The sequence below is a fragment of the Ectopseudomonas guguanensis genome, assembly GCF_900104265.1.
In the GTDB taxonomy this organism is placed as follows: Bacteria; Pseudomonadota; Gammaproteobacteria; order Pseudomonadales; family Pseudomonadaceae; genus Aquipseudomonas; species Aquipseudomonas guguanensis.
This window is the reverse complement of record NZ_FNJJ01000003.1, coordinates 379,808-392,326: the sequence shown is the minus strand read 5'-3', so window position 1 is coordinate 392,326 and position 12,519 is coordinate 379,808. Positions and strand designations below refer to the sequence as shown.

Genomic DNA, 12,519 nt, shown 5'->3' with positions numbered 1-12,519 from the left:
CACCGAAATGGACTGGCAACCCCATATCACCGTGGCCACAGTAATCGAAGACGATGGCCGTTTTCTGTTCGTCGACGAATTCAAGGCTGGCCGTATGGTGCTCAACCAGCCGGCCGGCCATCTGGAAGCCAAGGAATCGCTGCGCGAAGCCGCACTACGCGAAACACTCGAGGAGACCGGCTGGGAAGTCGAACTCACCGGCCTGCTCGGCATCTACCTCTATACCGCGCCGAGCAACGGCGTGACCTACCAGCGCGTATGCTTCAGCGCCCGCCCCGTGCGCCATGACCCCGCGCGCGAGCTGGACAGCGACATCAGCGGCATCACCTGGCTGACCCGCGACGAGCTGGCCGCCCAGCCGGAGCGCTGGCGCAGCGAGCTGGTGTTGCGTTGCGTGGATGATTACCTGGCCGGCATCCGAGGTTCTCTGGAGCTGGTGCGTGACTAAGCGCGATTGATCGCGAGCATATGCCGTTGCGTAGGGTGCGCCGTGCGCACCACAGACACCGTGGCAGGTGCTCGGTGCGCATAGCGCACCCTACCTGTTAAACTCGACAACTTTTCAGGCTTCACTCGCAGATTCCCATGCAAGCACCTAGCACCCAACGCGTGATCGTCGGCATGTCCGGCGGCGTCGACTCGTCCGTTTCCGCCCTGCTGCTGCTGGAGCAGGGTTATCAGGTCGAAGGCCTGTTCATGAAGAACTGGGACGAAGACGACGGCACCGAGTACTGCACCGCCATGGACGACCTGGCCGACGCCCAGGCCGTATGCGACCGCATCGGCATCAAGCTGCATACCGCCAACTTCGCCGCCGAGTACTGGGACAACGTGTTCGAGCACTTCCTGGCCGAATACAAGGCCGGACGTACGCCGAACCCGGACATCCTTTGCAACCGCGAGATCAAGTTCAAAGCCTTCCTCGACTACGCCCTGAGCCTCGGCGCCGACCTGATCGCCACCGGCCACTACGTGCGCCGTCGCGATATCGACGGCCGCACCGAACTGCTCAAGGGCCTGGACCCGAACAAGGATCAGAGCTACTTCCTGCACGCCGTCGGCGGCGAGCAGATCGCCAAGACCCTGTTCCCGGTCGGCGAGCTGGAAAAACCGCAGGTACGCGCCATTGCCGAAAAATACGAGCTGGCCACGGCGAAGAAGAAGGACTCCACCGGTATCTGCTTCATTGGCGAACGCCGCTTCAGCGACTTTCTCAAGCAGTACCTGCCGGCGCAGCCGGGTGATATCGAAACCACTGAAGGTCAGGTCATCGGCCGTCATCACGGTCTGATGTACCACACCATCGGCCAGCGCCAGGGCCTCGGCATCGGCGGTCTCAAGGACGCCAGCGATGATCCCTGGTACGTGCTGCGCAAGGACCTGACGCGCAACGTGCTGATCGTCGGTCAGGGCAACGAACACCCCTGGCTGTTCTCCCGCGCCCTGCTCGCCTCGGACATCTACTGGGTCAACCCCGTGGACCTGAGCACGCCGCGCCGCCTCACGGCCAAGGTGCGTTACCGCCAGAGCGACCAGGCCTGCACCCTGGAGAAGACCGAGAACGGCTATCGCGCCGTGTTCGACGAGCCGCAGCGCGCCGTTACCCCAGGTCAGTCCGTGGTGTTCTACGACGGTGAGGTGTGCCTCGGCGGCGGCGTGATCGAAACCGCGCAAGCCTGGTACGAGGACGCCCGATGACTCCGATGCAGGAACAGCTGGTCGCGCTCGGCGCGGTATTCGAAGCCGCCGTGCTGGCCGACAAGATCGCCCGCACCGGCCAGGTCAGCGAAGCCTCGATGGGCTGCATGCTCGGCAGCCTGCTGGTGCGCGATCCGCAAACCACGCTGGACGTCTACGGCGGCGACGATCTCAACCTGCGTGATGGCTATCGCGCACTGATCAGTTCGCTGGAACGCAACCCGTCCGCCCTGCAGCGCGAGCCGCTGCGCTACTCCCTGGCGATGATCGGCCTGGAGCGCCAGCTGGACAAGCGCAGCGACATGCTGCAGATCATGGGCAGCCGCCTGGACCAGATCCAGCAACAGGTCGAGCATTTCGGCCTGGTCCACGACAATGTCATCGCCGCCTGCGGCGGCCTGTACCAGGACACCATCAGCACCTTCCGCCAGCGCATCCAGGTGCACGGCGACATGCGCTTCCTGCAGCAGCCGAACAACGCAGCGAAGATCCGCGCCCTGCTGCTCGCCGGCATTCGCTCGGCGCGCCTGTGGCGCCAGCTCGGCGGCCACCGCTGGCAGCTGGTTTTCAGCCGCGGCAAGCTGCTCAAGGCGCTCTACGACATGACGCGAAACTGACCATGGAGCCCGCCAGCCGCAGCGTCAAACCCCTTCAGGGTGCCCTGCTGCTGGCGCTCTCGGCACTGCTGTTCGCCTTCACCGGAGTCGGCATCCGCGAGGTCTCCGCCAGCGTCAACAACGAGTCGGTGGTGTTCTTCCGCAACCTGGTCGGCGTGCTGTTCTTTTTGCCGCTGCTGCTCGTGCGCGGCGTCCGCCCGCTGCGCACGACCCGCCTGAAATCCCACCTGTGGCGCACCACCTACGGCCTGGCGGCGATGTACTGCTTCTTCTACGCCATCGCCCATCTGCCCCTGGCCGACGCCATGCTGTTCACCTACTCGGCGCCGGTGTTCACCCCGCTGATCGCGCATATCTGGCTCAAGGAGCCGCTGACCCGGCGCATGCTGATCAGCAGCCTGATCGGCCTGTGCGGGGTGCTGCTGGTGGCCAAACCCAGCGCCGCACTGTTCGAAGGTGCAGCCCTGGTCGGTCTGGCGGCCAGCCTGCTGGCCGCCTTCGCCTTCGTTTCCATCCGCGAGATGAGCGACAGCGAGCCGGCGACGCGCATCGTCTTCTATTTCTCGCTGTTCAGCGCACTGTTTTCCGCCATCCCGCTGACCTGGAGCTGGCAACCGCTCGATGCCACGCAACTAAGCTGGCTGCTGGGCATCGGCCTGCTGGCCACCGCCAGCCAGGTGATCATGTCGCGCGCCTATGGCCTGGCGCCGCCCGGGCTGATCGGCCCGGTCGCCTACCTGGCCATCGTCTTCGCCGGCATCATCGCCTGGCTGCTCTGGGGCGAGACGCCGGACAGCCTGTCGCTGCTCGGCGCGGCGCTGATCTTTGCCGCCAGTCTGTTATCAGTCGCCAGGCGCAGGGCATAGGCGACCAAGCGTCGGTTTTCATGTATGATATTCGCCCTTTTCGTCAGAGGTCGTCCCGGCACCTGAGCTAGAGCCCGCTTCATCGAAGCCGGCGCGATGCACAGCGATCCAGGATGGCTTTTCAGCCCGACAGCCCGAGAACGCCTACATGCAGCTTTCCTCGCTCACCGCGGTTTCCCCCGTCGACGGCCGCTACGCCGGCAAAACCAGCGCCCTGCGCCCCATCTTCAGCGAATACGGCCTGATCCGTAGCCGCGTACTGGTCGAAGTGCGCTGGCTGCAGCGCCTGGCCGCCCACGAAGGCATCCCGGAAGTCGCGCCCTTCTCCGCCGAAGCCAACGCCCTGCTCAACGAGTTGACCGAGAACTTCGCCGTCGAGCACGCCGAGCGCGTCAAGGAAATCGAGCGCACCACCAACCACGACGTCAAGGCCGTGGAGTACCTGCTCAAGGAGCAGGCCGCCAAGCTGCCGGAACTGGACAAGGTCAGCGAGTTCATCCACTTCGCCTGCACCAGCGAGGACATCAACAACCTGTCCCACGCCCTGATGCTGCGCGAAGGCCGTGACGCCGTGCTGCTGCCGCTGATGAAGCAACTGGCCGATGCCATTCGCGAACTGGCGGTGAAATTCGCCGACGTGCCGATGCTGTCGCGCACCCACGGCCAGCCGGCCTCGCCGACCACTCTGGGCAAGGAATTGGCCAACGTCGTCTACCGCCTGGAGCGGCAGATCGCTCAGGTCGCCGCCGTGCCGCTGCTGGGCAAGATCAACGGCGCCGTGGGCAACTACAACGCGCACCTGTCGGCCTACCCGAGCATCGACTGGGAAGCCAACGCCCGTCAGTTCATCGAAGTTGACCTGGGCCTGACCTGGAACCCCTACACCACCCAGATCGAGCCGCACGACTACATCGCCGAGCTGTTCGACGCCATCGCCCGTTTCAACACCATCCTGATCGACTTCGACCGCGACGTCTGGGGCTACATTTCCCTCGGCTACTTCAAGCAGAAGACCGTGGCCGGCGAGATCGGCTCCTCGACCATGCCGCACAAGGTCAACCCGATCGACTTCGAGAACTCCGAAGGCAATCTGGGCATCGCCAACGCGATCTTTCAGCACCTGGCCAGCAAGCTGCCGATCTCCCGCTGGCAGCGCGACCTGACCGACTCCACCGTGCTGCGCAACCTGGGTGTCGGCTTCGCTCATAGCGTCATCGCCTACGAGGCAAGCCTCAAGGGAATCAGCAAGTTGGAGCTCAATGCTCAGCGTATTGCTGAAGATCTGGATGCCTGCTGGGAAGTGCTCGCCGAGCCGATCCAGACCGTGATGCGCCGCTACGCCATCGAGAACCCGTACGAGAAGCTCAAGGAATTGACCCGCGGCAAGGGCATCAGCGCCGAGGCACTGCAAACTTTCATCGATGGCCTGGACATGCCAGTCGCCGCCAAGGAAGAGCTCAAGCAACTGACCCCGGCGCGCTACCTCGGTAACGCCGTGGCCCAGGCCAAACGCATCTGAGCGACACCAGCCTGGCAGACAGCCGAAAAACTACCTGCGTTGGCAATACTGCGTTAAAACCGGCCTCAGAATGCTCATTTACAGCACGTAAACTCCGCTTCTTCGGCCGCTTTTGCCTTGTCTTGCCTGCCTCGCCTGCGTTTTTCGACAGTCCGCCAAGGACGCCCGGCTGAGCCGGGCGTTTTTGTTTTAAGGTTTTTATTCATTTCAAGGGCTTACTGATGAATCCTGATACTCCGCTGCAATTGCTGGGTGGCCTCACAGCCCGTGAATTCCTGCGCGACTACTGGCAGAAGAAACCACTGCTGGTGCGCCAGGCCATTCCCGACTTCGAAAGCCCGATCAGCCCGGACGAACTGGCCGGCCTGGCGCTGGAAGAGGAAGTCGAGTCGCGCCTGGTGATCGAGCATGGCGAGCGCCCCTGGGAACTGCAGCGTGGCCCGTTCAACGAAGACACCTTCCAGGACCTGCCCGAGCGCGACTGGACCCTGCTGGTCCAGGCCGTCGATCAGTTCGTCCCGGAAGTGGCCGAGCTGCTGGAGGACTTCAAGTTCCTGCCCAAGTGGCGCATCGACGATCTGATGATCAGCTTCGCCGCGCCCGGCGGCGGCGTCGGCCCGCATTTCGACAACTACGACGTATTCCTGCTGCAGGCTCACGGTCATCGCCGCTGGCAGATCGGCCAGATGTGCGATTCCGACAGCCCGCTTCTCCCCCACGCCGATCTGAAGATCCTGGCCGAATTCGAACCAACCGATGAATGGGTGCTGGCACCCGGCGACATGCTCTACCTGCCGCCATGCCTCGCCCACTGTGGCACCGCTGAGGATGATTGCATGACTTATTCCGTGGGCTTCCGCGCGCCGAGCGCCGCCGAAGTACTGACCCATTTCACCGATTTCCTCGGCCAGTTCCTGCCCGACGAAGAGCGCTACAGCGATGCCGACATCCAGCCGAGCGAGGATCCCAACCAGATCCAGCGCGACGCCCTGGAGCGCCTCAAGGCCCTGCTCAACGAGCACATGAGCGACGAGCGCCTGCTGATGACCTGGTTCGGCCAGTTCATGACCGAGCCCAAGTACCCGGAGCTGGTCGCCGGCATCGAGATCGAGGAGGAAGATTTCCTCGGTGCCCTGGAAGATGGCGCGATCCTCATCCGCAACCCCAGCGCACGCATGGCCTGGTCGGAAGTCGGTGACGACCTGGTGCTGTTCGCCAGCGGCCAGAGCCGCCTGGTTTCGACCAGCCTGCGCGAGCTGCTGAAGCTGATCTGCAGCGCTGACGCGTTACATGTGGAAAACCTCGCTGCCTGGCTGGCCGATGACGAGGGGCGTACCCTGCTATGGGAACTGGTCAAACAGGGCAGCCTGGGGTTCGCCGATGAGTGAGATCACCGTCCGCGTCGCGGACTGGCATAGGGACAATGCCGAGCTTCGCCGTATCCGCGACAGCGTGTTCGTCGCCGAGCAATCGGTGCCGCCGGAACTGGAGTGGGACGCCGAAGACACCGACGCCGTGCACTTTCTCGCCGAAGAAGGTGATTACGCGGTGGGCACCGCACGCCTGCTGCCGGACGGTCACATCGGCCGCGTTTCGGTGCTCAAGGACTGGCGCGGCCTGAAGGTCGGCGAAACCCTGATGCAGGCGGTGATCGCCGAAGCGGAAAAGCGCGGCCTGCGTCAGCAAATGCTCACCGCTCAGGTGCACGCCACGCCGTTCTATGAAAGGCTAGGCTTCAGGATTGTCAGCGACGAGTACCTCGACGCCGGCATACCGCACGTGGATATGGTGCGCACCAGCCAGTAGAGGCCCCGATGAACGAAAAAGACGCCCCGGTCGAAGCGATCGATACGCCAGAAGCCATCGAGCTGGCAGCCATCGAGTTCGAGTCGCCGGGGCGTTTTGCCGTGCACAACCCGCAGTCCGTCACGCCGGATGCGGCGCAATGGGAGCCGGCGCCCTTCATCCTCGGTCAGCACCAGGACCTGGAACGCTTCAGCCAGCCGCAGGAGGCGCGCGCTCACGTGCTGGCACTGATTCAGCAGGCCCAGCGCAGCCTGTGCCTGTACAGCGACGACCTGGAGCCCTGGCTCTATCACCACAGCAGCGTGCAGCAGGCCTGCACCCGCTTTCTGCTGAGCAGCCCGCGGGCGCGCCTGCGCATCCTGCTGCGCGACCCGACCCGCGCCGTGAAGGAAGGTCATCGGCTACTCAGCCTGTCCCGTCGGTTGTCATCGAACCTGCATATCCGCAAACTCAACCCGGACCATGCCAGCGAGGAACTGGCCTACCTGATTGCCGACGACCGCGGGCTGCTGTTACGCCCGGAGCTCGACCAGCAGTCCGGCTATACCCTGTACAACGACCCGGCGCGCGTTCGTCAGCGCCAGGCCCAGTTCGACCAGGCCTGGGACACCAGCATCACCGACCCCGATCTGCGGAGCTTTCTGCTATGACCCTGCGCACGCTGTTCGCCGCCCTGCTTCTTGGCCTGTGCCTGCCGCTGCACGCGGCTACCGAGGTGATTCCGCTGAACTACCGCACCGCCGACGATGTACTTGGCGTGGTGCAGTCGATGCTCGGCAACGAGGGCAAGGTCAGCGCCTACGGCAACCAGCTGATCGTCAATGCCTCACCCGCCAAGATCGGCGAGATTCGCGTGCTCCTGCAGCAGCTCGACACCCGCCCTCGCCGCCTGCTGATCACGGTCGAAAGCGCCGACAGCAGCTACCAGAACGACCGCAGCTATCGGGTCGACGGCACGCTCAGCGCCGGCAATGCCGAGGTGCAGGTCGGCCGAGGCGAAGTCAACGGGCGCGACCAGGTGCGCATCATCCGCCGCAGCACTGACAGTCGTGGCGGCGGGACCCAGCAGGTACAGGCCACCGAAGGTTATCCGGCGCTGATCCAGGTCGGCCAGAGCGTACCGCTGACCACCACCAGCACCGGCCCCTACGGGCGGATCTATCAGGACACCCAGTACCGCGACGTCACCCGTGGTTTCTACGTAACGGCCAGCCTCTCCGGCGAACTGGTGCATGTGGCCATCAGCAGTCAGCGTGATCGCGTCAACAGCAACCGCCCAGATGTGATCGACGTGCAGAGCACCGACACCCGCGTCAGCGGCCGACTCGGCGAATGGATCACCCTTGGCGGAGTCAGCGAGGACACCAGCTCCAGCGGCCGCGACGTGCTGCGCAGACACACCACTCAGGGCCGTGAAGACATGTCGCTGCGGATCAAGGTCGAGGCGCTCGACTGACGCCACCGACCAAAGTCGAATGCATTTTCCTCACAAGAACGATGGACAACACGCGCAACCCGCAAAACCGCTGAAACGCCCGCCTCATGGGCTGCCATGCGTGACCAGCCAGTCGTCTCCTGAATATGTAGTAGTCTGAAAAAACCACTACAAAACGTTTGACGAAGCATTTCTCGAGAGGCATGATGGCCTCGCTCCCGCTAGCCAGGGGTCCTGAAAAGGATCTCCAGATCGTTCACGAAGTACTTCGTAACGGTCCGTGTCCCAACAGCCCACAAGGCCGTACGACGAGGTTGCGACTGGAACGAAGTTGTCCTGAGGGACGGGGAAGCGTTTAGCGTCAGACAGATCGAAAGATGCAGCAGGTGCCCAAGGTTTCCACGAGCCGACCGGCCCAAGCGACCTTATCGAGCTGTTCGCCACATCCCCCCTCCTCGCGGTCAATCCTCGCCCCAGCCGTCTTCTCGCCGTCAAAGTGGAAGCCTCCCGCAGCCGCTGCATCCGTGCACGCATTGCGAGGGTAGTCGGTGCTCAACCAACACATTTTTTGAAGGATTGACCATGTCCGCATATCAAAACGACATCAAGGCTGTAGCCGCTCTGAAAGAGAAGTTCGGCAGCAGCTGGAGCGCTATCAACCCCGAGTCCGTCGCCCGTATGCGCGCTCAGAACCGCTTCAAGACCGGTCTGGAAATCGCTCAGTACACCGCTGACATCATGCGCAAGGACATGGAAGAGTACGACGCAGACTCCTCCCTCTACACCCAGTCCCTGGGCTGCTGGCACGGCTTCATCGGTCAGCAGAAGCTGATCTCGATCAAGAAGCACCTGAAGACCACCAACAAGAAGTACCTGTACCTGTCCGGCTGGATGGTTGCCGCCCTGCGCTCCGACTTCGGCCCGCTGCCGGACCAGTCCATGCACGAGAAGACCGCCGTCTCCGACCTGATCGAAGAGCTGTACACCTTCCTGCGTCAGGCCGACAGCCGCGAGCTGGACCTGCTGTTCACCGCACTGGACGCTGCTCGCGAAGCCGGCGACCAGGCCAAGGCTGCCGAGATCCAGAACCAGATCGACAATTTCGAGACCCACATCGTCCCGATCATCGCCGACATCGACGCCGGCTTCGGTAACCCGGAAGCCACCTACCTGCTGGCCAAGCGCATGATCGAAGCCGGTGCCTGCTGCATCCAGATCGAGAACCAGGTTTCCGACGAGAAGCAGTGCGGCCACCAGGACGGTAAAGTGACCGTTCCGCACGCCGACTTCCTCGCCAAGATCGCTGCCGTTCGCTACGCCTTCCTCGAGCTGGGCATCGACAACGGCGTGATCGTCGCACGTACCGACTCCCTGGGCGCCGGCCTGACCAAGCAGATCGCCGTCACCAACAAGCCGGGCGACCTGGGCGACCTGTACAACAGCTTCCTCGATTGCGAAGAAATCTCCGAAGCCGAGCTGGGCAACGGCGACGTCGTGATCAAGCGCGAAGGCAAACTGCTGCGTCCGAAGCGCCTGCCGTCCAACCTGTTCCAGTTCCGCGCTGGCACCGGTGAAGACCGCTGCGTACTGGACTGCATCACCAGCCTGCAGAACGGCGCCGACCTGCTGTGGATCGAGACCGAGAAGCCGCACGTTGGCCAGATCAAGGGCATGGTTGACCGCATCCGCGAAGTCATCCCGAACGCCAAGCTGGTCTACAACAACAGCCCGTCCTTCAACTGGACCCTGAACTTCCGTCAGCAGGTGTTCGACGCCATGGTTGCCGAAGGCAAGGACGTGTCCGCCTACGATCGCGCCAAGCTGATGAGCGTGGAGTACGACGAGACCGAACTGGCCAAGCTGGCCGACGAGAAGATCCGCACCTTCCAGCGCGACGGTTCGGCCCACGCCGGCATCTTCCACCACCTGATCACCCTGCCGACCTACCACACCGCGGCCCTGTCCACCGACAACCTGGCCAAGGGCTACTTCGCCGACCAGGGCATGCTGGCCTACGTGAAGGGCGTGCAGCGTCAGGAAATCCGTCAGGGCATCGCCTGCGTCAAGCACCAGAACATGGCTGGCTCCGACATCGGCGACAACCACAAGGAGTACTTCGCTGGCGAAGCTGCTCTGAAGGCAAGCGGCAAAGACAACACCATGAACCAGTTCCACTAAGAACGGTTCCCCTGCTGCGGACCACGCATCCGCAGCAGCAATTTGCCTAATCCGCCCCGGCTCTGCCGGGGCTTTTTTTCATCCCCATCTTCGGCACAGCTCTTGTAGGGTGCGCCATGCGCACCAGCTGTTTGCAGCGGTTTCAAAGCGCACAGCACAAGCAACGCAAAGTCCAACCTTGCAGTTTTGTGCAACAGCGCACAGACGATGTCATTATTCCGTCGTTTTCCTTGGTTAGCGTCATGGCTCCGTCGATCAGCCTAACCAGGAGCCCCCCATGCGCAATGAACACGAGCAAGACGTGCTATTCGGCAATGGCGATGAGCCGCTCAGCAACACCTCCAGCAACCCCCATATCAACGACCTGATCGAGGCCGGCCTGAGCCGTCGCCAGGTGGTCGCCGGTGGCGCTGCACTGGGTGTCATGGGTTTTCTCGGCGTAGCCATGCCCGGCACCGCCGAAGCCGCCGGCAACCCGCTCAAGGATCAGCTCAAGGATCTGCTCGAACGCCTGAAGAAGCGCAGCAAACGTCTGCCGTTCAACCCGGTGGCGGTGACCCGCGCCGATACCATCACCGTACCGGCCGGCTACAAGGCCACCACCTTCATCCCCTGGGGCACGCCGATTCGCGGCAGCTTCCCGGCCTTCCTGGAGAACGCCGGCAACAGCGCCGCCGACCAGGCCGACCAGATCGGCATGCACCATGACGGCATGCACTTCTTCCCCATCGACGGCCAGCGCGGTGGCGGCAACAAGAGCGACCACGGCCTGCTGGTACTCAACCACGAGTACATCGACGCGCCGCTGCTGCACCCCAACGGCCCCACGCTGGTAAACGGCAGGCGCAGCAACGTCGATGAAGTGCGCAAGGAAATCAATGCCCACGGCGTTTCCGTGGTGGAAGTACGCCGCGTACGTGGCCAGTGGGAAGTGCTGCCCAGCGCGCGCAATCGCCGCATCACCGGCGCCACGCCGATGCAGATCAGCGGCCCGGCACGCGGCCACGCCCTGCTGCGCACTCGCTACAGCCCCGACGGCACCGCCACCCGCGGCACCCTGAACAACTGCGCCAATGGCTTCACGCCCTGGGGCACCTACCTCACCTGCGAGGAAAACTGGGCCGGCTACTTCGCCAGTGGCGATGCCGAACGCCCGCGTGAAATGACCCGCTACGGCGTCGGCAGCGCCAGCCGCTACGGCTGGGATCACCCGGCCGGCGACGAATTCCAGCGCTTCAACGCCACCCGCCTGGCCGCCGACGCCACCGGCGACTACCGCAACGAGCCGAACCACTTCGGCTGGATCGTCGAGATCGATCCCTTCGCGCCGGAATCCACCCCGGTCAAGCGCACCGCACTGGGTCGCTTCGCCCACGAGGGCCTGGTGTTCGCCCCGGTCAAGGCCGGCCGTCCGGTGGTCTGCTATTCCGGCGACGACTCGCAGAACGAGTACATCTACAAGTTCGTCAGCCGCGGCAAGTACGTACCGGGCCGCAGCAATGGCAGCCTGCTCGACGAAGGCACCCTCTACGTGGCGCGCTTCAGGGCCGACGGCAAGGGCGAGTGGCTGGCCCTGGACATCAAGGACAAGGCCTTCCAGGCCGCCTGCAAGGCTGCCGGGGTGAGCTTCGCCGACCAGGGCGAGGTGCTGATCAACACCCGCCTGGCTGCCGACATCGTTGGCGCCACCAAGATGGATCGCCCGGAATGGGGCGCGGTGAACCCGAACAACGGCGACGTCTACTTCACCCTCACCAACAACAGCTCGCGCACCGTCGCCGACGCGGCCAACCCGCGCCCGGCCAATGCCTACGGTCACATCATCCGCTGGCGCGAGCAGAGCCGCGACTATGCCGGCCGCGAGTTCGTCTGGAGCCTGTTCCTGCTGGCCGGCCCGGAAAGCGACAGCCTCGACCCCAACGGCAAACCCCTGACCGCCGACAACCGTCTGGCCAGCCCGGATGGCCTGTGGTTCGACGATGAAGGCCGTCTGTGGATCCAGACCGACATGAGCGGCAGCCAACTGGCCAGCGGCCCGTTCGGCAACAACCAGATGCTGGTGGCCGAACCGAGCACCGGCGAGGTCAAGCGCTTCCTGGTTGGCCCCGTGGGCTGCGAGGTCACCGGCATTACCGCCACGCCGGACTTCCGCACGCTGTTCGTCAACATCCAGCACCCGGGAGAAGGCTCGACCCCGACCGATTTTCGCAGCACCTGGCCGGACGGCCCCGGCCGCCGCCCGCGTTCGGCTACCGTGATCGTCACCCGCGAGGACGGCAAACCGCTGTTCTGATCCACACGCCTGCACCTTCTCGTCCTGACGAGAGGGTGCAGGCACCTATTCGATGCATGGACAGGCAGGGCACGGGCGCAGCTTCTAAGCTGGAAGCAATCGACTCG

11 protein-coding genes are annotated in these 12,519 nt (G+C 63.9%); all 11 read left to right on the top strand.

Going from position 1 to position 12,519, the window contains the following annotated elements; all coding sequences use genetic code 11:
* The first annotated feature begins 7 nt into the window (after positions 1-7).
* Positions 8-448 carry an NUDIX hydrolase gene (locus tag BLS61_RS06545; protein WP_090429027.1) on the top strand — a complete coding sequence of 147 codons (441 nt, stop codon included), beginning with the start codon at positions 8-10 and terminating at the stop codon, positions 446-448.
* Positions 449-585: 137 nt separating this feature from the next.
* On the top strand, positions 586-1,698 hold the full coding sequence (mnmA, locus tag BLS61_RS06540; RefSeq protein ID WP_090429024.1) for a tRNA 2-thiouridine(34) synthase MnmA: 1,113 nt from the start codon (positions 586-588) through the stop codon (positions 1,696-1,698).
* Positions 1,695-2,315 carry a high frequency lysogenization protein HflD gene (hflD, locus tag BLS61_RS06535; protein WP_090429021.1) on the top strand — a complete coding sequence of 207 codons (621 nt, stop codon included), beginning with the start codon at positions 1,695-1,697 and terminating at the stop codon, positions 2,313-2,315. Before mnmA ends, hflD begins: the two co-directional genes overlap by 4 nt.
* Before the next feature lie 2 nt (positions 2,316-2,317).
* Positions 2,318-3,181, top strand: coding sequence for a DMT family transporter (locus BLS61_RS06530; protein ID WP_090429016.1), 864 nt, complete (start codon positions 2,318-2,320; stop codon positions 3,179-3,181).
* A 148-nt stretch (positions 3,182-3,329) separates the two neighbouring features.
* Positions 3,330-4,700: an adenylosuccinate lyase gene (gene purB / locus BLS61_RS06525; RefSeq protein WP_090429013.1), complete on the top strand. Its 1,371-nt coding sequence runs from the start codon at positions 3,330-3,332 to the stop codon at positions 4,698-4,700.
* 221 nt (positions 4,701-4,921) lie between these two features.
* On the top strand, positions 4,922-6,088 hold the full coding sequence (locus BLS61_RS06520; RefSeq protein WP_090429010.1) for a ribosomal protein uL16 3-hydroxylase: 1,167 nt from the start codon (positions 4,922-4,924) through the stop codon (positions 6,086-6,088).
* Positions 6,081-6,506: a GNAT family N-acetyltransferase gene (locus BLS61_RS06515; RefSeq protein ID WP_003240666.1), complete on the top strand. Its 426-nt coding sequence runs from the start codon at positions 6,081-6,083 to the stop codon at positions 6,504-6,506. Before BLS61_RS06520 ends, BLS61_RS06515 begins: the two co-directional genes overlap by 8 nt.
* An 8-nt stretch (positions 6,507-6,514) precedes the next feature.
* A complete protein-coding gene (locus BLS61_RS06510) occupies positions 6,515-7,156 on the top strand; it encodes a DUF7931 domain-containing protein (RefSeq protein WP_090429007.1) in 642 nt (213 codons plus the stop codon).
* Positions 7,153-7,962, top strand: a complete 810-nt coding sequence (locus tag BLS61_RS06505) for a secretin N-terminal domain-containing protein (protein WP_090429005.1) — start codon at positions 7,153-7,155, stop codon at positions 7,960-7,962. The genes BLS61_RS06510 and BLS61_RS06505 overlap by 4 nt, the downstream gene beginning before the upstream one ends.
* Before the next feature lie 561 nt (positions 7,963-8,523).
* Positions 8,524-10,119 carry an isocitrate lyase gene (locus BLS61_RS06500; RefSeq protein ID WP_090429001.1) on the top strand — a complete coding sequence of 532 codons (1,596 nt, stop codon included), beginning with the start codon at positions 8,524-8,526 and terminating at the stop codon, positions 10,117-10,119.
* A 277-nt stretch (positions 10,120-10,396) separates the two neighbouring features.
* Entirely contained in the window at positions 10,397-12,412 is a 2,016-nt protein-coding gene (locus tag BLS61_RS06495) for a PhoX family protein (RefSeq protein WP_090428999.1), read from the top strand.
* Positions 12,413-12,519: the final 107 nt, after the last annotated feature.

Coding starts and splice junctions, on each gene's coding strand:
- BLS61_RS06545 (WP_090429027.1), top strand. CDS start 8: ATGGACTGGCAACCCCATATCACCGTGGCCACAGTAATCGAAGACGAT.
- mnmA (WP_090429024.1), top strand. CDS start 586: ATGCAAGCACCTAGCACCCAACGCGTGATCGTCGGCATGTCCGGCGGC.
- hflD (WP_090429021.1), top strand. CDS start 1,695: ATGACTCCGATGCAGGAACAGCTGGTCGCGCTCGGCGCGGTATTCGAA.
- BLS61_RS06530 (WP_090429016.1), top strand. CDS start 2,318: ATGGAGCCCGCCAGCCGCAGCGTCAAACCCCTTCAGGGTGCCCTGCTG.
- purB (WP_090429013.1), top strand. CDS start 3,330: ATGCAGCTTTCCTCGCTCACCGCGGTTTCCCCCGTCGACGGCCGCTAC.
- BLS61_RS06520 (WP_090429010.1), top strand. CDS start 4,922: ATGAATCCTGATACTCCGCTGCAATTGCTGGGTGGCCTCACAGCCCGT.
- BLS61_RS06515 (WP_003240666.1), top strand. CDS start 6,081: ATGAGTGAGATCACCGTCCGCGTCGCGGACTGGCATAGGGACAATGCC.
- BLS61_RS06510 (WP_090429007.1), top strand. CDS start 6,515: ATGAACGAAAAAGACGCCCCGGTCGAAGCGATCGATACGCCAGAAGCC.
- BLS61_RS06505 (WP_090429005.1), top strand. CDS start 7,153: ATGACCCTGCGCACGCTGTTCGCCGCCCTGCTTCTTGGCCTGTGCCTG.
- BLS61_RS06500 (WP_090429001.1), top strand. CDS start 8,524: ATGTCCGCATATCAAAACGACATCAAGGCTGTAGCCGCTCTGAAAGAG.
- BLS61_RS06495 (WP_090428999.1), top strand. CDS start 10,397: ATGCGCAATGAACACGAGCAAGACGTGCTATTCGGCAATGGCGATGAG.